Source organism: Sphingosinicellaceae bacterium, from assembly GCA_019285715.1.
Lineage (GTDB): Bacteria > Pseudomonadota > Alphaproteobacteria > Sphingomonadales > Sphingomonadaceae > Glacieibacterium.
This window is the reverse complement of record CP079108.1, coordinates 2761825-2780441: the sequence shown is the minus strand read 5'-3', so window position 1 is coordinate 2780441 and position 18617 is coordinate 2761825. Positions and strand designations below refer to the sequence as shown.

Genomic DNA, 18617 nt, shown 5'->3' with positions numbered 1-18617 from the left:
TTCAGTTGAACCTGCTATCGGAACAGGCGCAGTGGGATCGCATCGGCCATCGCCCGGTAGCCTGCTGGCGAAGGGTGCAGTCCGTCGCCTGAATCGTAGGCGGCACGGATTCGGCGCGGGTCGGCGGGGTCGCGAGTCACGGCGTCGAAGTCGATCACCGCGTCGAAGTTTCCCGGCTTCCGGATCCAGGTGTTGACGGCCAGGCGGTCGGCCTCGTTCTGCGCATCGGGGTGGTAATAGCCCGAGCCGCCGTCGGGCAGGATCGTCGCCCCGTAGACTTTTATGCCCGCGCCGTGTGCCCGATCGATCATCTGGCGGTACGCGCCGGTCATGCGGGCGACGAGCATGGTGTGCTCCTGGGGCGTAACCGAGGCGTCGCGGGTCAGGGTGCCGAGGTCGTTGATGCCCTCGAGGACGATGACGTAGCGTACCCCGGGCTGGGCGAGCACGTCGCGGTCGAAGCGGGCGAGGGCATTCGGGCCGGTCCCGTCGCGCAGCAGGCGGTTGCCGCCGATGCCATGGTTGAGCACGCTGATGGGTCGCGAGCCCCCGGCCTTCTGCAGCCGTTCGGCGAGCCGGTCGGGCCAGCGGTCGTTGCCGTTCGTGGTCGCGCCGTGACCGTCGGTGATCGAATCGCCGAAGGTGACGACAGCGGCCCCGGACTTCAAGGTGGCGACTGCAATTCCAGCGAGCTGATACCAATGCTCGACGGTCTTCGCGCCGGGCAGGTCGGCGTCGCCGACGTGGTTGCCGTGGACGAGATAGCTCGTCGACCGTGAACCCGGGTGGCTGGTCTGGCCCTTCGGCGCGAATGGCAGGTGCAGCGTCACCGCGATCGTCGCCAGCGCGGGCACGTCGAGTGCCACGGGGTCCGACCAATAATTCGCGCCCGCCGGGATCAGCACGCCGGCGGCCCCGTCGAAGCTCAGCGCGCGGTCGGTCGCGGCGTCGATGCCCGCGCGGTTCGCTGCCGGTGCCAGCGCGATGTGCGCGGCGTCGACGGCAAGTGGCTCGGTCCCGAAGGCGTTGCTGAGCTGCACTCTGACGCGCTTGCCGCCGGTCGACATACGCACGACCTGCCGCAGGGTCGCGTCCTGCAGGTCGGGGTCGGGGAGCAGGTCCTTGTCACCGGGTATCTGCTGCGACGCCGCCCAGCTTCCTACCCAAGACGTTGGTAGGGATGGTGAGGCGCCGAGCAGCAGGGTAGCTGCGGCAACGAAAAGCAGCGAACGGGCCTGCTGCATAGGCTTACCGAATTGCATGATAGCTCTCCACCCCACGGTCATCGTCTTCTGGCGAGACGCTCTTGACAGCGCTACCCTGCTGGTATTGTTAGCGCTATCAAAATAAGAAATCGAGTAGGGGAGGCATAATGGGCGAGAGCCGCGATACTGTGTCGGCGTTGCCGTCCGACTGGACGAGCGGGACGTTCGTCGGGCGGATGCTGACCGACGCAGGACCAAGCCCGATCCTCGTCATCGGTGGCGAGCTTATCGACATGGCGCGCGTCGCCCCGACTGCCGCGGCGTTGATCGAAGCTGGCGACTTTTCCGGACACGGCGGCCACCGCCTCGGCGCGTTCGACCTTGCCGACATCAAGCTCCTCAGCCCGGTCGACCTGCAGTGCGTGAAGGCGTGCGGCGTGACTTTCGCGGTATCGGCGATCGAGCGCGTCATCGAGGAAAGCGCGCGCGGCGACTGGTCGGCGGCGACGGACATCCGTGGCCGGCTGGAGTCCCGTGTCGGCGGCTCGATCCGTGCCGTCGTGCCCGGGTCGCCAGAGGCCGCAGCGCTTAAGCAGGCTCTGATCGAGGACGGGCTGTGGTCGCAATACCTGGAGGTCGCGATCGGCCCTGATGCCGAGGTCTTCACCAAGGCTCCGGTGCTCGCCAGCGTCGGTCCCGACGCAGCCATCGGCATCCGCTCCGATTCGACCTGGAACAACCCGGAGCCCGAGATCGCGCTGCTGGTCGACCCGGCGGGGAAGGCTGTCGGCGCGACGCTCGGCAACGACGTCAACCTCCGCGACTTCGAGGGCCGCTCGGCGCTGCTGCTCGGCAAGGCCAAGGACAACAACGCTTCGTGTGCGTTCGGGCCGCTGGTCCGGCTGTTCGACGACGGCTTTACCATCGAAGACGTGCGCAAGGCCGAGGTGCGGCTGCGCATCGACGGCGTCGAGGGCTATGTGCTGGAGGGGGTCAGCACGATGTCCGAGATCAGCCGCGACCCGCTGGACCTCGTCCGGCAAACGCTGAGCGAGCACCAATATCCCGACGGCTTCATCCTGTTTCTCGGCACGCTGTTCGCCCCCGTCCAGGACCGCGACGAGCCCGGCCGCGGCTTTACCCACAAGGTTGGTGATAGCGTGACGATCGCGAGCGACCGCCTCGGGCGGCTGGTCAACCGGGTGACGACATCGCGCGACGCCGATCCGTGGCGCTTCGGGATCGGCGCGCTGATGGCCAATCTTGCCGGTCGCGGGCTGCTGGGAGCTGCCAAGTGACGGCAACCGCGGCGGGAAGCGCCGTCTATCCGAGCCTTGCCGGCAAGCGCGTGCTGGTGACCGGCGGCGCGACCGGTATCGGAGCGGGGCTGGTCGAGGCGTTCGTGGCGCAGGGTGCGGTCGTGGCGTTCATCGACATCGACCAGGCCGCCGGCGAGGCGACCGCCGCGCGCTTCTCGCCCGGCAATTTCCATCATGGCGACCTGCGCGACCTCGACGCCCTCGCCGCGACGATAGCCACGATCACGGCGCAGATCGGCGGCATCGACATCCTGATCAACAACGCCGCCAATGACGACCGCCACCGCTACGACGAGGTCACGCCCGCTTATTGGGACGACCGCATGGCGACCAACCTCCGCCACCTGTTCTTCGCCGCGCAGGCAGTCGTGCCTTCGATGCGGGCGGCGGGCGGCGGCGTGATCATCAACTTCGGCTCGATCAGCTGGCACCTCGGGCTGCCCGACCTGGTGCTGTACCAGACCGCCAAGGCGGCGATCGAGGGGATGACCCGCGGCCTCGCGCGCGACCTCGGCCGCGACGGAATCCGCGTCACGACGATCGTCCCCGGCAACGTCCAGACGCCGCGGCAGGAACTCTGGTACACCCCCGACGGCGAGGCTGAGATCGTCGCCGCGCAGTGCCTCGAGGGGCGGATCCAGCCGGCCGACGTCGCGGCGCTGGCGCTGTTCCTTGCTTCGGACGATGCGCGTATGTGCACCGGCCACGACTATTTCGTCGATGCAGGCTGGAATTGAGATGGCGGAAAAGGTGCACGCGGTACTGAACGTCGGAGCGTTGCTCGGCGAGGGCGCGATCTGGATCGCCGGCGCGGTCTGGTTCGTCGATATCAAGGGCAAGCGTATCTACCGCTTCGACCCTGCGAGCGGACAATCCCGGCACTGGGATGCACCCGAGCAGGTCGGCTGGGTCGTGCCTGCCGCGACCGGCGGGATGATCGTCGGGCTGCGGAACGGCCTCCATCGTTTCGACCCTGCGACCGGGGGCTTCGCGCTGCTGCACAATCCTGAGCCGAACCTTCCCGGGAACCGTCTTAACGATGCCACCGTCGACACGCGCGGGCGGCTGTGGTTCGGCAGCATGGACAACGGCGAGGTCCTGAAGACCGGGCGGCTGTACCGTTGCGCCGATGGGCATTGCGTCGACAGCGGCATGCCGCCGGTGACGATCACCAATGGCCCGGCGGTGAGCGCCGACGCGAAGACGCTGTACGCGACCGACACGCTCGGCAAGATCATATGGCGAGTGCCGATCCACGACGACGGGACGCTCGGCACGCCGGTGCGGCATGTAACCATCGAAGACGGTGCGGGTCACCCCGACGGGACGATGATGGACGCCGAGGGCTATCTGTGGACCGCGCTCTACGGGGGCTGGGGCGTGCGCCGCTACGATCCGGCGGGCAAGCTGGTCCACGCCGTGCGCTTCCCGGTCGCCAACGTCACCAAGATGACCTTCGGCGGCGCGGACCTCCGAACCGCCTATGCAACCACGGCGCGCAAGGGTCTAAGCGACGCGGAACTGAAAGCGCAGCCGCTGGCGGGTGACCTGTTCGCATTCGATCCTGGGGTCGCCGGCCTGCCGGCAACACCGGCGAAAGTCTAAGACAGACCGGAGTACCCGGCGACATCGACAAGAAACCAAGGGAGGGGAGTTAGTATGACGGCAGCAGTGCAGACCGACATGGCGCGGGTGAACATCGGTTTCATCGCGTCCATCGTCGTCGTCGCGACCATCGGCGGCTTCATGTTCGGCTATGATTCCGGAGTCATCAACGGCACCCAGAAGGGCCTCGAGGCGGCGTTCAACCTCGGCAAGCTCGGGATCGGCGTCAACGTCGGCGCGATCCTCGTCGGCTCGTCGATCGGAGCCTTCGTCGCCGGGCGGCTGGCCGACCTGATCGGCCGCCGCACCGTGATGATGCTCGCCGCCGCGTTGTTCCTGGTCAGCGCACTGCTCGCGGGCGCCGCAGACAGCTCGGTGATTTTCATCATCGCCCGCATCATCGGCGGCTTCGGCGTCGGTGCGGCCAGCGTCATCTCGCCGGTCTACATCTCCGAGGTCACGCCAGCCTCGATCCGTGGCCGCCTGTCGAGCGTCCAGCAGGTGATGATCATCTCCGGGCTGACCGGGGCTTTCGTCGCCAATTTCGCCCTCGCGCGCTACGCCGGCGGCTCGACCGCGCCGTTCTGGCTCGGGTATCCGGCGTGGCGCTGGATGTTCTGGCTGCAGGCGATCCCGGCGGCGATCTATTTCCTGGCGCTGCTGGTGATCCCGGAGAGCCCGCGCTACCTCGTCGTCAAGGGCCAGTACGAGCGCGCCCGCGCGGTGCTGACCAAGCTGTTCGGGGCCGAGGAAGCCGACCGCAAGGTCGACGAGATCACCGCCAGCCTCGCCAAGGACCACCACAAGCCCAAGCTGTCGGACCTCATCGACAAGACCACCGGCAAGATCCGTCCGATCCTGTGGGCCGGCATCGGGCTCGCGGTCTTCCAGCAGCTCGTCGGCATCAACGTCGTCTTCTACTACGGCGCGACCTTGTGGGAGGCGGTCGGCTTCTCCGAGAACTATGCCCTGCAGATCAACATCCTGTCTGGCGTGCTGTCGATCGGTGCCTGCCTGCTGACCATCGCCCTGGTCGACAAGATCGGGCGCAAGCCGCTGTTGCTGGTCGGCTCGGCGGGGATGACCGTCACCCTCGCAGTCGTCGCCTATGCGTTCTCGACCGCCGTCACCGGAGCCGACGGAGCGGTGTCGCTGCCGGGCAACAACGGCGTCATGGCGCTGGTCGCGGCCAATTTGTACGTGATCTTCTTCAATCTGAGCTGGGGCCCGATCATGTGGGTCATGCTCGGCGAGATGTTCCCCAACCAGATCCGCGGATCTGGTCTGGCAGTGGCGGGGTTCGCGCAGTGGATCGCGAACGCCGCGATCTCGGTCAGCTTCCCGTCGCTGGCGGTGTCGCCAGGGCTGGCGGTAACCTACACCGGCTATGCGATCGCGGCAGGCGTCTCGTTCTTCTTCGTCAAGGCGATGATCAACGAGACGCGCGGCCGCGAGCTCGAGGACATGGAAGGCTGAGCTAGCGTTCGGCGGTTTCGCTAGCGCGACCGCGCCGCCGCCGGTCGGCGGCGCGGGGCCGCGTCCGACTGGCGGCGGATCAGCGTGTATCCCGCGACGACGTGCGGCTCGCTGGACAGGCGCTGCGTCCCGGCTTTCGCGGCGCGCACCGCCTCGACCAGCAGCTCGACCGCAATCCGCGACATCTCGGTGACCGGCTGGCGGATCGTCGTCAGCTCGGGCCAGATCGTCGTCGCCAACGCGGTATCGTCGAAGCCGCACACCGTCAGGTCCCCGGGCACGTCGAGGCCGCGGCGATGGGCGATGGCGACGGTCGCCGCCGCCATGTCGTCGTTGGCCGCGAAGATCGCCGTCGGCGGCGCGTCGAGGTCGAGCAACACTTCCGCCGCGTCCATCCCGGAGCGGTAGGTGAACAGGCCCGGCGCGATCAATTCGGGCAATTCCCCCAGCCCGAGGTCGACCAGCGCGGCCCGGTAGCCCGCAAGCCGCTCGCCGCTCGCCGACTGGTCCGGGTTGCCGGTGATGAAGCCGATCCGGACATGGCCGAGCGTGCCGAGGTGCCGGGTCATTTCATACGCCGCTTGCCGGTCGTCGATGCTCACCGACATCGCCCAGTCGGGCGCGCTTCCGGTGGCAACCGCGACGACCGGCACGCCCGCTTGCTCGACCGCTGCAAGCACTTCGGGTGAATCGCTCAGCGGTGGCGGCAGCACGATCCCGTCGACCCGGCCGAGCACGAGGTGCGCGATGGCTGCGCTCGCCTGGGCTGGGCTCTCGCATTTCTCGACGATAAGCTGGACATTGCTGCGGCTGGCCTGGTCGAGGCTGCCGACAAGCAGTTCGCTCAGATAGGCGAAGCTGGGGTTGTAGTGGAGCAGCCCGATGCGAATTTCCTCGCCGCCCGCCAGCGTCCTGGCGGCGGCGTTGGGCGCGAAGTTGAGCGCCGCGATTGCCGCCTCGACGCGCTCGCGGGTCTCGACGCGGACGCTGTTCTTGGCATTGATGACGCGTGACACCGTCATCGGCGACACGCCCGCCCGCGCCGCGACGTCGCTGATCGTCGGGACGTTGTGTTGCCGCCGCGAGCCGCGGGGTTGCTTCATGCCAATCCTCTCGCGGCGACCATGTTCGACGGGTACGCACCAGCACGAGGGCGACGCAAGTGCTGATCGCTCGTGGCGCCGCTGCCGGTCACGGATGACCCGGCGCGTAGGCGAAATCCTGCGCCTTGTACCAGGCGAGGTCGTGCGCCGGCGGGGCCGCTCCGGACGGCAGCTTCAGGCCGTTTACCGACATCCAGTAGGCGAGGCTGGCGTCCCGCCACCAGCGCGCGTCGCGCTCCTCGATCTGCAGGAACACCGCGGTCTTGGTGAAGCGCTCGGCATCGACCAGCGGCTCCAGCGCCGCCCAGGTCCGGCGCGTCGCCGCGACGGAGGCGATGCCCCGGTCATAGTCCCCGACCATCTCCGCCCACAAGGTCAGGCCCGACTTCATGCGGTAGCTCCAGGGGAGGTGGTGGAACCACAGCAACTCGCGCTCGGGCGTCGTCGCGGGGTCCGCCAATTGCCGCGCGATGGCGGGCGCGTACTGTGCGACGGCGTCGCTCCCGGATGCCGTCCGGTCGAAGCCGATGCCATCCTTGTCGGCGCGGCTGTAATAGACCGGGTTCCACTCCGGGCGGGCGAGGTCGGCGATCCACGGCCCCGGGCCGTAGTGGTGCCCGGTTGCCATCTGGTGGGCGAGGCCGAGCGGGGTCATGTAGTCGACGACCGCCTCGCGCGATCCGGCCATCATCCGGGCGATCGGTTCGACCACGGCGGCCCTCGGGGCGAAAGTCATCGCCGCCCACTCGCGCGCGACCGCGTCGGACGACGCCTCCGGGTCCCACGCGAACCGCCCGAAGGCGTACCAGTTGGCCTGGTTGAAGGTCGATCCGGCCCAGTCGCGGTCGCGCCCGATGTTGGCGATGCCGGCGATCCCGGTCAGCGTGTGCCCGTCGAGCGAGCCGTCGATGACCCTTGCGACGGTCGAACCCGGCCCCTTGCTCAGCGTGTCGCTGCGCAACGTCTCCTCGAACAACGGCCCCAGGTAGGCGAGGCTGGTCGCCTGCCCGAGGTATTCCTTGGTGACCTGGAACTCCATCATCAGCGGCGTGCGCGGCATCGCGCCGAACAGCGGATGGAAGGGCTCGCGCGGCTGAAAGTCGATCGCGCCGTTCTTGACCTGGACGATGACGTTGGCGGCGAATTTGCCGTCGAGCGGCTTGAAGTCGACGTAGGCCTGCTTGGCGCGGTCGTCGGGGTTGTCGTGTGCGTAGACGAAGGCCCGCCACATCACGATGCCACCGTGCGGAGCGAGGGCGGCCGCTAGCATGTTGGCCCCGTCGGCATGGGTCCGGTGATAGTCCTGCGGCCCCGGCTGGCCCTCCGAATTGGCCTTGACCAGCAGGCCGCCGAAATCGGGAATGGCGCGGTAGATCTCGTCCGCCTTGGCGCGCCACCACGCCGCGACGGCGGGGTCGAGCGGGTCGGCAGTCTTCAGCCCGCCGATCTCGATCGGGGCGGAGAAGCGCACCGACAGGTAGACCTTGATGCCATAGGGGCGGAACACGTCCGCCAGCGCGGCGGCCTTGGCGATGTACGGCGCGGTCAGGCTGTCGGCCTTGGCATTGACGTTGTTGAGGACGGTGCCGTTGATGCCGATCGAGGCGTTGGCGCGGGCGTAGTCGACATAGCGCGGCTCGCGGAAATCGGGCAGCAGCCACCAGTCCCACAGCGACTGCCCGGCGTAACCGCGCTCGACGGAACCATCGAGATTGTCCCAGTGGTCGAGCAGCCTCAGCTTGATCTTCGGGGCCGACGACAGGTTCGCGCTCGCAAGGTCGTGGCCGATTTGAACCCACCGCAGCAGGGCGAAGCTGCCGTACAGCAGTCCGCGGTCGCTGTTCGCGGTGACCAGCATGACCGGCTTGCCGCCGATGTTCGCCGGTCGGACCAGATAGCCCTCGGCGCCGAGGGCTGCCACCGGCAACCGCAGCGCGGCGACGTGCGGGTCACGCGTGTCTGCGAGCAGCACGCCGCCTGTCGTGACGGCTCGGCTCTGGACAACCGGCGCTCCCGCCAGCCCCGACAGGCCGCGCTCGAGCTCGGCGGCGGCGACGCCTACCATGGGTGAGTCGCCCCGGACGGTGATCGCGGTCGCATGGGGTCCCGGCAGCGGCCGGTAGCGGAGCCAGAGGTCGTAGCCGTCCTCGGCTCGGGCGGCGGTACCAGCCACGCCGAGCAGCGCGAACAATGCCACCGCCAACCATCGAACCATGCCAGCCACAGCCATCCCCCGGCGCGTCCGCCTTTTCAGCGGTCCGATTGAGCGGTCATTGACAAGCCGCGAGCGCGTAACGCATGGTAACGCTAACACGACGACGGTATCGACAGCAATGCCGCGATCGGGACTATCGGGGAGGGTCTATGTTCGTCCGGGTCGCCGATACTGCGCACGCCGCGGCGGACGATCCACGATTTCCGACCCCTTTGCCCCCGAGCACGACCCGCCGCGGCTTCCTCGCGGCTACCGCCTCGGTATCTGTACTGGCGCTCACCCCGAGCGCGGCGCTGGCGGCCAGTCCGACCTACAAGGACGCGCGCGCGCCGGTCGAGGTGCGGGTCGATGACCTGCTCGGCCGCATGACCCTCGACGAGAAGGTCGCGCAGCTGATCACGCTGTCGACGACCAAGCAGGATGTCATGGACGCGGGCCTCGCCTTCGATCCAGCGCGGGCCAGTAAGTCTTACCCAGACGGCATCGGGCAGGTCGCGCGGCCCTCCGACCGCAATGGCGCCGCCACCGCGACGAACACTGGCACCGCCGTGACCGGGCGCTGGCGCAAGCCCGCCGACACCATCGCCTTCGTCAACGCCGTGCAGAAATGGGCCCGCGAGCGCACCCGGCTCGGCATCCCGGTGCTGTTCCACGAGGAGGCGCTGCACGGTTACATGGCCCCCGACGCGACCAGTTTCCCGCAGGCGATCGCGCTGGCCAGCAGCTTCGACCGTGACCTCGTCCGCCGCGTCAACGCCGTCATCGCCCGCGAAGTCCGCGCCCACGGCACCGTGCTAGCGCTGTCCCCGGTCGTCGACATTGCCCGCGACCCGCGCTGGGGCCGGATCGAGGAAACCTTCGGCGAGGACCCGTACCTGTGCGGCGAGATGGGCGTCGCTGCCGTCACCGGGCTGCAGGGCACCGGCAAGACGCTCGGCCCGCGCAAGGTCTTCGCGACGCTCAAGCACATGACCGGCCACGGCCAGCCGATGGCGGGCAACAACGTCGCCCCGGCCGAACTCGGCGAGCGCGAGCTCCGCTCGGCGTTTTTTCCGCCCTTCCGTGCCGTCGTCGCGCGCACCGGCATCGGCGCGGTGATGCCGTCCTACAATGAGATCGACGGCGTCCCGAGCCACGCCAACGCCTGGTTGCTCAAGGATGTTCTTCGCGGCGAGTGGGGTTTCGACGGCGCCATCGTCAGCGATTATGCAGCAATCGGCGAGCTCGCCTCGTTCCACCATCTCGCTGCCGACAACGACGGCGCCGCGCATCTCGCGCTGCTTGCAGGGGTCGATTGCGACCTGCCCGATGGGCGTGCCTATCGCGGGCTAGCTACCGCTGTCAGGGTAGGGGCCGTGCCGCTGGCGCTGGTCGACGCCGCCTGCCGCCGAATGCTGGCGCTCAAGTTCCGCGCCGGGCTGTTCGAGGCAGGGACAGTCGATGCGAAGGCCGCGGCGACGCTGACCGCCAACGCAGAGGCGCGCGCGCTGGCGCTCGACGCCGCGCGCCGCTCGATCGTGCTGCTGACCAACGACGGCATCCTGCCGCTCAAGCCGGGCGCGCACCGCCGCGTCGCCGTGATCGGGCCGAACGCCGCGGTGGCGCGGCTGGGTGGCTATTCATCGGAGCCGCGCACCACGGTGTCACTGCTCCAGGGTATCCAGGCACGGCTCGCCGGCAGGGCCGAGGTCGTCCACGCGCAGGGCGTCTTCATCACCCGCAGCGAGGACCGCTCGGCGAACGAGGTCCTGCTCGCCGACCCCGCAAAGAACCGCCAGTTGATCGCCGAGGCGGTGGCGCTGGCGCAAACCTCGGACATCGTCCTGCTGGCGATCGGCGACACCGAACAGACCAGCCGCGAAGGCTATGCGAAGACCCACCTCGGTGACCGCACCGACCTCGACCTGCTCGGCGAGCAGAACGCCTTGTTCGCGGCGCTGAAGGCGACCGGCAAGCCAATCGTCGTCGTCGCCATCAACGGCCGCCCGCCGTCGTGGCCGGTGGTCGCGGCGCAGGCGAACGCGCTGCTCGAATGCTGGTATGTCGGTCAGGAGGGCGGCACCGCGATTGCCGAAGTACTGTTCGGCGACGTCAATCCGGGCGGCAAGCTGCCGGTCACCGTCGTCCACGACGTCGGTCAGGTGCCGTTCTACTACAACCACAAGCCGTCCGCCCGCCGCGGCTATCTGTTCGCCGACAACGCGCCGTTGTTCCCGTTCGGCCACGGCCTCAGCTATACACGTTTCGAAGTCGGAGCGCCGCGCTTGTCGGCCCCCCGGATCGGCGTCGCAGACACCGTCCAGGTCGAGGTCGACGTTGCCAACACCGGCGACCGCGCCGGTGACGAAGTTGTCCAGCTCTACATCCGCGACCAGGTTTCCTCGGTCACCCGCCCGGTGCTCGAACTCAGGGGGTTCGAACGCGTCGGCCTCAAGCCCGGCGAGCGCCGCACCGTTCGCTTCGCCCTCGGCCCCGATGCCTTCGCGCTGTGGAACCTTGCGATGAAGGAGGTGGTCGAGCCCGGCCTGTTCGATATCATGGCCGGGCCGAGCTCCGCCGTCCTCAAGACCAGCGTCCTCGAGATCGCCTGAAGGATCGTCATGCCGAAGATCGTCTCCGCCCGCGTCATTGTCACCAGCCCGGGGCGCAACTTCGTCACCCTCAAGATCGAATGCGACGACGGCACCACCGGCGTCGGCGACGCGACCCTGAACGGACGCGAACTGGCGGTCGCGGCCTATCTCGGCGAGCATGTCGTGCCCTGCCTGATCGGCCGCGACGCCCACCGCATCGAGGACATCTGGCAGTATCTGTACAAGGGCGCCTACTGGCGGCGTGGCCCCGTGACGATGACCGCCATCGCCGCGGTCGACATGGCGCTGTGGGACATCAAGGGCAAGATCGCCGGGCTGCCGGTGTACCAGCTGCTTGGCGGCGCGGCGCGGGAGTCGGTCATGGTCTATGGCCACGCCAACGGCGTCTCGATCGACGACACCGTCGCGGTCGCGCTCGACTACCAGCGCCAGGGCTACAAGGCGATCCGGCTCCAGTGCGGCGTGCCCGGCATGGCCTCGACCTACGGCGTGTCGAAGGACCGCTATTTCTACGAGCCCGCCGACGCCGACCTGCCGACCGAGAACGTCTGGTCGACCAGCAAGTACCTGCGGGTCGTGCCGGAGCTGTTCAAGGCGGCCCGCGAGGCGCTGGGCTGGGATGTCCACCTGCTGCACGACGTTCACCACCGCCTGACCCCGATCGAGGCCGGCCGGCTCGGCAAGGACCTCGAGCCTTACCGCCCGTTCTGGCTGGAGGACGCGACGCCCGCCGAGGACCAGGAGGCGTTCAAGCTGATCCGCCAGCACACCACGACGCCGCTGGCGGTGGGCGAAATCTTCAACTCGATCTGGGACTGCAAGGACCTCATCGAAAACCAGCTGATCGACTATATCCGCGCCACCGTCGTTCATGCCGGAGGCCTGACGCACCTCCGCCGCATCGCCGCGCTCGCCGACCTGTACCAGGTCCGCACCGGCTGCCACGGGGCCACCGACCTGTCCCCCGTTTCGATGGCGGCGGCGCTGCACTTCGACCTGTCGGTGCCCAACTTCGGCGTCCAGGAATACATGCGCCATACCCCCGAGACCGACGCGGTGTTCCCGCACGCCTACAGCTTCGCCGATGGGGCGATGCACCCCGGCGAGGCACCCGGCCTCGGTGTCGACATCGACGAGGCGCTTGCCGCGACGTACGCGTACAACCGCGCCTTCCTGCCCGTGAACCGGCTCGAGGATGGTACCCTGTGGAGCTGGTAGCAACGTGACGACGCCCGCGACTGCTGCCGACGCGGCTGCCACCGCCGCCACGATGGCGGTCAAGCCGCGGGGGCGAATCCGCTGGGTGATCTGCGGGCTGCTGTTTGCAGCGGTCGTGCTGTCGTACATCGACCGGCTGGTCCTCGGCGTGCTCAAGCCGCAGTTGTCGGGCCTCTACGGCTGGACCAACGGCGGCTACGGCGACATCACCGGCTATTTCCAGGTCTGCTACGGCCTCGGTTTCCTTGGCTTCGGCTGGCTGATCGACCGCATCGGGCCACGGCTCGGTTATATGATCGCGGTCGCCAGCTGGACGCTCGGGCATTTCGCGCAGGTGCTCGTGACCAGCACCACCGGCTTTGCAATCGCCCGCATCCCGCTGGCGCTGGGCGAGGCGGGCACCTACCCGTCGGCGCTGGCAGCGGTCTCGCAGTGGTTCCCGAAGCAGGAGCGCGCGCTCGCCATCGGCGTCTTCAACGCCGGCGCCAACGTCGGTGCCATCGTCACGCCGCTACTGATCTCGTTTCTCGTCGCTGGCTTGCTGCTCGACTGGCGCTGGGCGTTCATCATCACCGGGTCGTTCAACCTCGTCTGGCTGGTCGTCTGGTGGAAGCTTTACCGCAAGCCCGCCGACCACCCCCGCGTCACCACGGAGGAGCGCGCCTGGATCGAGGCGGAGCCCCAGCTCGATGTCGGTCGCGCCAGTTTCCGCCGCGTGCTCGGGCACCGCCAGACCTGGGCCTACATGGCCGGGCGCTTCCTGATCGACCCGGTGTGGTGGACCTTCCTGTTCTGGCTGCCGGACTTCTTCAACAAGCAATACGGCTACGATCTCAAGAACTTCGGGCCACCGCTGGTCGCGATCTACATCCTGGCAGACGTCGGCGCGATTGTTGGCGGCTGGTACTCGTCGCACCTGATCGGCCGCGGCGTCGACACCGGCCGGGCCCGCAAGCGCGCGATGTTCTTCTGCGCCCTGTTCGCGCTGCCGGTCATGTTCGCGGTCCAGGCCGACAACATCTGGATCGCAGTCGTCTTCATCGGCCTGGCCTGCGCTGCCCACCAGGGCTTCTCGACCAACTTGTTCGCGATCCCCGGCGACCTGTTCCCACGTTACGCGCAAGGCACGCTGATCGGGCTCGGCGGGTTCGCCGGAGCCGCCGGCGGCTTCATCGCGTCCAAGTCGCTGGGAGCACTGCTCGACCGCGTCGGCAGTTACGAGCCGTTCTTCATCGCCTGCGGGATGGCCTATCTGCTGGCGCTGCTGGTCACGCACCTCCTGAACCCGCGCTACGCTCCCGCCATCCTGAGCCCGACATGACCCGTCCGCTTGTCCTCCACCCCGACCGGCTGTTCCCCGCCGATCCCGGCACCCGCGCTGTCGCCCGTGCGTTGTACGAGGGCGTCGCGACGCTGCCGATCATCAGCCCGCACGGCCACACCGACCCGTCGTGGTTCGCCGGCAACGCGGCCTTCACCGATCCCGCGAGCCTGCTGATCGTCCCCGACCACTATGTCTTCCGGATGCTGATGAGCCAGGGTATCGCCCTCGACGCGCTCGGCGTCCCGACCATCGACGGCAGCCCGACCGAGGCCGATCCGCGCGCGATCTGGGCGCTGTTCGCCGCCAACTACCACCTGTTCCGCGGCACGCCCTCGAGGCTATGGCTCGACTGGGTGTTCGCCGAGGCGTTCGGGATCGACGTCCAGCTCGAGCCCGCCACCGCCGCGCATTATTACGACACCATCGACGCCGCGCTCGCCACCGACGCTTTCCGCCCCCGCGCCCTGTTCGAGCGCTTCAACATCGAGGTCATCGCCACCACCGAGAGCCCGCTCGACCCGCTCGACTACCACCGTGCCATCCGCGCCAGCGGCTGGCAGGGCCGGGTGATCACCGCCTACCGCCCCGACCCCGTCGTCGATCCCGAGGCGCAGGGCTTCGCCGCCAACGTCGCACGCTTCGGCCAGACCGCCGGCGAGGACGTATCGAGCTTCGCCGGCTACCTCGCCGCGCACCGGTTTCACCGCGCCCGCTTCCGTCAGGCCGGAGCAACTTCGACCGACCATGGCCACCCGTCCGCCGCCACCGCCGACCTCGGCCCCGACGAAGCCGCCGCGCTCTACTTGCGCGTGCTCGGCACCCCGACGCCCGCCGACCCCGAGCTGTTCCGCGCCCAGATGCTGACCGAGATGGCACGGATGTCGATCGAGGACGGCATGGTCATGCAGCTCCATCCCGGCGTATTCCGCAGCCACAACCCCGGCGTCCTTGCTCGCTTCGGCCGCGATAAGGGCGGCGACATCCCGCTGCCGGGGGAGTTCGTGCGGGCGCTCAAGCCGCTGCTCGACCGCTTCGGCAACGATCCGCGGTTGACCCTGATCCTGTTCACCCTCGACGAGGACGTCTACAGCCGCGAACTCGCGCCGCTGGCCGGCCATTATCCGGCGCTGCGTCTCGGACCGCCCTGGTGGTTTCACGACAGCCCCGAGGGCATGCGCCGCTTCCGCGAGCGCACCACCGAGACCGCGGGCTTCTACAATACCGTCGGCTTTAACGACGACACCCGCGCCTTCATGTCGATCCCGGCAAGGCATGACGTCGCCCGGCGGATGGACTGCGGCTTCCTCGCGCAACTGGTCGCCGAGCACCGGATCGGCATCGACGAAGCCCACGAGGTCGCGCACGCGCTGGCCTACGATCTCGCCAAGAAAGCGTACAAATTGTGAGGCTCGGCCCGGACACGCTCCACCGGCTGCCGGCCGAGACGGCGCGACCGGCCTACGACCGCAGCGCGGTCAAGCGCGGCGTCGTCCACATCGGTATCGGTGCGTTCCACCGCGCCCACCAGGCGGTGGTGTTCGACGATGCGCTGGCGGCGGGCGACCTGCGCTGGGGCATAACCGGGGTATCGCTGCGTTCGGCCGGCGTGCGCGACCAGCTCGTGCCGCAACACGGCCTCTACACGCTGGTCGTCCGCGACGGCGACCACGAGACGACGCGGATCATCGGCTCGGTCCTCGACATCCTCGTCGGCCCCGAGGACCCGGCGGCGGTGATTGCCGCGCTCGCCTCGCCCGACACCCACATCGTCACGCTGACCATCACCGAGAAGGGGTACAAGCTCGACCGGGCCACCGAGACTCTGGTCGCGGGCGATGCCGACGTCGACCACGACCTCGCCTCCCTCGATGCGCCGGTGACCGCGCCGGGTTTCCTGGTCGCCGGCCTCGCCGCACGGCGCCGCGCCGGCCTGCCGCCGTTCACCGTGATCTCGTGCGACAACCTCCCCGACAACGGCCGCCTCCTGCGCGGCGCGGTGCTGGCGATGGCGCGCGCGCACGACCCCGACCTCGCCGCCTGGATCGAGCGCGAGGGCGCGTTCCCTGCCACGATGGTCGACCGCATCGTGCCCGCGACCACCGACGCTGACGTCACCGCGCTCGCTGCCCGGCTCGGTGTCGAGGACCGCGCCATGGTCAAGACCGAGCCCTTCATCCAGTGGGTGATCGAGGACCGCTTTGTCGGGCCGCGCCCCGACTTCGCCGCGCTCGGCGTGCAGCTCACGGCCGAGGTCGCGCCGTGGGAGGCCGCGAAGCTTCGCCTGCTCAACGGCGCGCACTCGGGCATGGCCTATCTCGGCGGCCTGGCGGGCATCGCGTTCGTCCACGAGGTCGTCGCGCTTTCCGCCGCGCGCCGCTTTGTCGAGGCCCTGTGGGACGAGTCCGCGCCAACGCTCGACCCCCCGCCCGGCCTCGATATCGCCGCCTACCGCACGGCGTTGATGGCGCGCTTCACCAACCCGGCGCTCCAGCACCGCACCCGCCAGATCGCCATGGACGGTTCACAGAAAATCCCGCAGCGGCTGTTCGTGCCAATCATGGCGCGGCGTGCGCGCGGTCTCCCGGTCGACACGCTGGCGCTCGCGGTCGCGGCCTGGATGCGCTGGCAGGGCGGCCGTGCCGACGATGGGAGCGGCTTCACCGTCGACGATCCGCTCGCCGCTCTCACCGCGGCAGCGGTCCGCGACGATCCGCGTGCGATGGTCGAAGCCCTGACCGCGATTCCCGCGATCTTCCCGTCCGCGCTGGCTGCGGACGAGGGGCTGAAGCAATTGCTCGCGGCCAAACTCGCCACGCTGGGTACCGAAGGTGCCCGCGCGGCCCTCGCCAGCTATGCAGAGCATCCGGAATGAACCATCGCCTTCTCGCGACCCTGGCAGGAGCGCTGCTCGTAGCCACCGCCGCTCCCGCCGCCCCGGCACGCTTCGCCTGGCTCGAATACCGCGGCACCGACGGACCGCCGGTCGCGGCAGGCTCGTACCGCAACCCTATCCTCGCGGGCTTCTACCCCGACCCGAGCATCGTCCGCGTCGGGCGCGACTATTACCTCGTCAACTCGACCTTCGCGTGGTTCCCCGGCATCCCGGTCTTCCACAGCCGCGACCTCGTCCACTGGCAACAGGTCGGTAACGCCATCGACCGGCCCGGCCAGCTCGACTTCGGCAAGCTGGAAATGTCGCGCGGCGTGTTCGCGCCCGACATCTCGTACCACGACGGGCGCTTCTTCATCGTCAATACCTGCGTCGACTGCGGCGGCAACTTCGTCGTCACCGCGCGCGACCCCGCCGGCCCGTGGTCCGACCCGGTGTGGTTGCCGACCGTCGAGGGTATCGACCCGGCATTGTTCTTCGACCGCGACGGCAGCGCGTGGCTGGTCAACAACCGCGCTCCGGCCGGCGGCTCGAAATACACCGGGCATCGTTCAATCTGGATCGAGCGCTTCGATCCGGTCGCGCTCAAGATGCTCGGCGACGCGCGCATGATCGTCGACGGCGGTGTCGACCTCGCGAGCCAGCCGGTGTGGATCGAGGGGCCGCACATCTACCGCAAGGGCGACGCCTATTACCTGGTCGCGGCGGAGGGCGGCACCAGCGTCAATCACAGCGAGGTCGTGCTCCGCGCCGACACGGTCACCGGCCCGTACATCCCGGCGCCCGCGACGGTGAACCCGGTGCTGACCCAGCGCGACCAGCCAGCCGACCGTGCCGACCCGGTCAGCGCCGCCGGGCATGCAGGCCTCGTCGAGCTGCCCGACGGTCGCTGGTGGTCGGTTTTCCTCGGCACGCGGCCCTATGCCCACGACTTCTACAACACCGGCCGCGAGACCTTCCTGCTGCCCGTCGATTGGTCGGGCGAGTGGCCGATCATCCTGCCGAAGGGCGTCGCGATCCCGCGTACAGCGCCGGTGCCGCCGCTGCGCCAGACGCCGGGTATCCGCCCGACCACGGGCAGCTTCACGGCGCGCGACGAGTTCGCGGGCACGAAGCTTGGGCCCGAGTGGATGTCCATGCGCGGTCCTGCCGCCTACACGCTGGCCGGCGGCGAGTTGCGGCTCGAGCCGGGCGCCGGCATCGGCGACTTGGCGCGCCCGGCGTTTGTCGCCCGCCGCCAGCAGCATACCGATGCCGAGGTCACCACCGAAGTCCGCTTCGCTCCGGAGGACGGCCAATCCGCTGGACTCGCCGCACTTCAGAACGACGCGTACTTCCTGACGATCGCCCTGACCCGGCGCGCTGGTCGCACGCTGGTCCGCGTCGCGCGCCGGGCAGGGGAGGGCGACCCGCATGAGGGAGCGACCATCGCCGAATTGCCGCTGACCGCCACCGGCCCGGTGCGGCTGCGCATCACCGCGCGCGGCGGCCGCTACGACTTCGCCTACGCGACCGGCCCCGAGTGGATCACGGTGGCACGCGATGTCGACGCGACCAACCTCAGCACGGCTAGCGCCGGTGGCTTCGTCGGGACGATGATCGGGCCATTCGCGCAGGCGGGGCGTTGAGGAGCGTCCAAACCTGAGTTGTCATTCCAGCGAAGGCCGG

The 18617-nt window shown here is 69.0% G+C and carries 13 protein-coding genes; 10 read left to right on the top strand and 3 right to left on the bottom strand.

From position 1 onward, the window contains the following. Positions 1–14 precede the first annotated feature (14 nt). Entirely contained in the window at positions 15–1244 is a 1230-nt protein-coding gene (locus KX816_12890) for an SGNH/GDSL hydrolase family protein (GenBank protein ID QXQ08554.1), read from the bottom strand. A 128-nt stretch (positions 1245–1372) separates the two neighbouring features. Here KX816_12890 and KX816_12885 point away from each other — a divergent pair, with 128 nt between their 5' ends. The 4 genes from KX816_12885 to KX816_12870 are packed head-to-tail and all read left to right on the top strand — an operon-like array spanning position 1373 to position 5605. Beyond that, positions 1373–2503, top strand: a complete 1131-nt coding sequence (locus KX816_12885) for a fumarylacetoacetate hydrolase family protein (protein QXQ05167.1) — start codon at positions 1373–1375, stop codon at positions 2501–2503. Continuing rightward, positions 2500–3261, top strand: a complete 762-nt coding sequence (locus KX816_12880) for an SDR family oxidoreductase (protein ID QXQ05166.1) — start codon at positions 2500–2502, stop codon at positions 3259–3261. Before KX816_12885 ends, KX816_12880 begins: the two co-directional genes overlap by 4 nt. A gap of 1 nt (position 3262) precedes the next feature. Continuing rightward, positions 3263–4129 (top strand): SMP-30/gluconolactonase/LRE family protein, encoded by an 867-nt coding sequence (locus KX816_12875; protein ID QXQ08553.1) that lies wholly within the window; start codon positions 3263–3265, stop codon positions 4127–4129. Positions 4130–4183: 54 nt separating this feature from the next. Beyond that, positions 4184–5605 (top strand): sugar porter family MFS transporter, encoded by a 1422-nt coding sequence (locus tag KX816_12870; GenBank protein ID QXQ05165.1) that lies wholly within the window; start codon positions 4184–4186, stop codon positions 5603–5605. A gap of 20 nt (positions 5606–5625) precedes the next feature. Here KX816_12870 and KX816_12865 read toward each other — a convergent pair whose 3' ends face one another. After that, positions 5626–6708, bottom strand: coding sequence for a LacI family DNA-binding transcriptional regulator (locus tag KX816_12865; GenBank protein ID QXQ05164.1), 1083 nt, complete (start codon positions 6706–6708; stop codon positions 5626–5628). An 88-nt stretch (positions 6709–6796) separates the two neighbouring features. Further along, entirely contained in the window at positions 6797–8923 is a 2127-nt protein-coding gene (locus KX816_12860; protein ID QXQ05163.1) for an alpha-glucuronidase, read from the bottom strand. Positions 8924–9072: 149 nt separating this feature from the next. Here KX816_12860 and KX816_12855 point away from each other — a divergent pair, with 149 nt between their 5' ends. From KX816_12855 to KX816_12830, 6 genes are read left to right on the top strand one after another with little or no spacing between them, the layout of a single operon-like run. Next, positions 9073–11514, top strand: coding sequence for a glycoside hydrolase family 3 C-terminal domain-containing protein (locus tag KX816_12855; GenBank protein QXQ05162.1), 2442 nt, complete (start codon positions 9073–9075; stop codon positions 11512–11514). Between the two features lie 9 nt (positions 11515–11523). Continuing rightward, complete coding sequence (locus KX816_12850; GenBank protein ID QXQ05161.1) at positions 11524–12735, top strand: D-galactonate dehydratase family protein; 1212 nt, start codon at positions 11524–11526, stop codon at positions 12733–12735. Between the two features lie 52 nt (positions 12736–12787). Further along, the gene (locus KX816_12845; protein ID QXQ08552.1) at positions 12788–14056 is read left to right on the top strand and encodes an MFS transporter; all 1269 of its coding nucleotides are present in this window, start codon (positions 12788–12790) and stop codon (positions 14054–14056) included. Beyond that, positions 14053–15465 (top strand): glucuronate isomerase, encoded by a 1413-nt coding sequence (gene uxaC, locus KX816_12840; protein QXQ05160.1) that lies wholly within the window; start codon positions 14053–14055, stop codon positions 15463–15465. The genes KX816_12845 and uxaC overlap by 4 nt, the downstream gene beginning before the upstream one ends. Then, positions 15459–16931: a mannitol dehydrogenase family protein gene (locus tag KX816_12835; protein QXQ08551.1), complete on the top strand. Its 1473-nt coding sequence runs from the start codon at positions 15459–15461 to the stop codon at positions 16929–16931. Before uxaC ends, KX816_12835 begins: the two co-directional genes overlap by 7 nt. Then, complete coding sequence (locus tag KX816_12830; protein QXQ05159.1) at positions 16928–18577, top strand: glycoside hydrolase family 43 protein; 1650 nt, start codon at positions 16928–16930, stop codon at positions 18575–18577. Before KX816_12835 ends, KX816_12830 begins: the two co-directional genes overlap by 4 nt. The last annotated feature ends 40 nt before the right edge of the window (positions 18578–18617 follow it).

Excerpts from the sequence above, each read along its gene's own strand:
- KX816_12830 (QXQ05159.1), top strand. The coding sequence starts at position 16,928 with ATGAACCATCGCCTTCTCGCGACCCTGGCAGGAGCGCTGCTCGTAGCC.
- KX816_12870 (QXQ05165.1), top strand. The coding sequence starts at position 4,184 with ATGACGGCAGCAGTGCAGACCGACATGGCGCGGGTGAACATCGGTTTC.
- KX816_12845 (QXQ08552.1), top strand. The coding sequence starts at position 12,788 with ATGGCGGTCAAGCCGCGGGGGCGAATCCGCTGGGTGATCTGCGGGCTG.
- KX816_12865 (QXQ05164.1), bottom strand. The coding sequence starts at position 6,708 with ATGAAGCAACCCCGCGGCTCGCGGCGGCAACACAACGTCCCGACGATC.
- KX816_12850 (QXQ05161.1), top strand. The coding sequence starts at position 11,524 with ATGCCGAAGATCGTCTCCGCCCGCGTCATTGTCACCAGCCCGGGGCGC.
- KX816_12875 (QXQ08553.1), top strand. The coding sequence starts at position 3,263 with ATGGCGGAAAAGGTGCACGCGGTACTGAACGTCGGAGCGTTGCTCGGC.
- KX816_12860 (QXQ05163.1), bottom strand. The coding sequence starts at position 8,923 with ATGGTTCGATGGTTGGCGGTGGCATTGTTCGCGCTGCTCGGCGTGGCT.
- KX816_12885 (QXQ05167.1), top strand. The coding sequence starts at position 1,373 with ATGGGCGAGAGCCGCGATACTGTGTCGGCGTTGCCGTCCGACTGGACG.
- KX816_12890 (QXQ08554.1), bottom strand. The coding sequence starts at position 1,244 with ATGCAGCAGGCCCGTTCGCTGCTTTTCGTTGCCGCAGCTACCCTGCTG.
- KX816_12855 (QXQ05162.1), top strand. The coding sequence starts at position 9,073 with ATGTTCGTCCGGGTCGCCGATACTGCGCACGCCGCGGCGGACGATCCA.
- uxaC (QXQ05160.1), top strand. The coding sequence starts at position 14,053 with ATGACCCGTCCGCTTGTCCTCCACCCCGACCGGCTGTTCCCCGCCGAT.